The organism is Bacillus sp. AFS073361, assembly GCF_002567005.1.
GTDB lineage: Bacteria > Bacillota > Bacilli > Bacillales > Cytobacillaceae > Neobacillus.
Window position 1 is genome coordinate 1 of the sequence record NZ_NUZU01000058.1, and the last position, 1,184, is coordinate 1,184.

The following is a 1,184-nucleotide window of genomic DNA, read 5'->3' on the forward strand; positions in this document are numbered from 1 at the left end:
GCATCACGCTTAAATATTCCATTTGTTTTAAAACGCGCTGAGCATTGCGATCACTTTTTAAATTGTGAATTCGTTGAATTTGGCTCCGTGTCAGATAATCAAGCTTCTTCAAACTTAGTAGTATAGCTTCCTCCCGGTTCTGACGTTTTCGCTCTGTGTGGTACATAAGGCTCCTCCTTACGCGGTCTAATTCGAATTAAAGGTTTTACGGTATTGTCGATAATTTCATCGCTTATATAATAAGCCTGCATTTGCGTACAACGGTTGCGTTTATAAATTGCCCTTCCTTGAATTAACGGCAGCTTCTCCGCTCCACCTTCGTCCAGAACGACCGTACTTGCTATCGCTGTATCAACAGGTAGGCAAACCCGAGTAATTAGATTCCGCTTGACTTGAGAGCTGACCGTTTCAGCCGTTGGATACTGCGTACAATATAGGAGCCGAATACCGCTAGCCCTTCCACGCCTGGCAATGTCTTTTATAAGGTTTTCGCACTCAATTTTTAGCGTCTTTTCTTCCTTATCCTGTTCGCCAGCGCTACTCAACTCCGCACTTTCATCAATAATGACAAAATGACGTTTCTTAATGCCGAGCGCTTTGACATTCTTTTTGCCGGTACTACGTAACTTTTCGAAAGTCCTTTCCATTTCCGCCTTTACTTTTTCGAGAGCATCCCGGGCTTCAGTCGCATTAGTCGCAAAGTTTTTTACTTGCGGTAGATTTTCATATACTCCGAACTCCAGGCCGCCTTTTAGGTCGATAAGCGTAAATTCAACATCTTCAGGCTGATTATGAAGCAACGTAACGATAATGACGTTAAGCACGTTACTTTTACCCATGTCAGTAGCACCACCGATAAGAATGTGCGGCCCACTTTCGAAGTCGTGCGATACTTGACCGTTAAGAGTGACTCCTATCGCGACATTCCAAGGCTTACACTTCTGCATAATGTCCTCGCTTAGTACGTAGTCAGCGCGGAGCCCTTGTTCATAGACGCGCATTATGAGCATGCCGTCATATTCCAATTCGATTTCCTTGCTTAGTTGGACCCGCTTATTAATGATAGCCCGAATCTGCTTCAGCAAGGTTGCGTCGTACTTTAGTCCGCTAAAGTCCTTTAAGTTGATGCGCCTGACACTCTTATTGTTAAGGCCGTCTTTAAACTTGCCGTATTTATCGAGGAA

1 protein-coding gene is annotated in these 1,184 nt (G+C 44.2%); it reads right to left on the minus strand.

The annotated features are described in order from the left end of the window. Positions 1 to 98 precede the first annotated feature (98 nt). Positions 99 to 1,184, minus strand: a 1,086-nt coding sequence (locus COJ96_RS24995; protein WP_098576497.1) for an FtsK/SpoIIIE domain-containing protein, incomplete at its 5' end; no start/stop codon positions are given.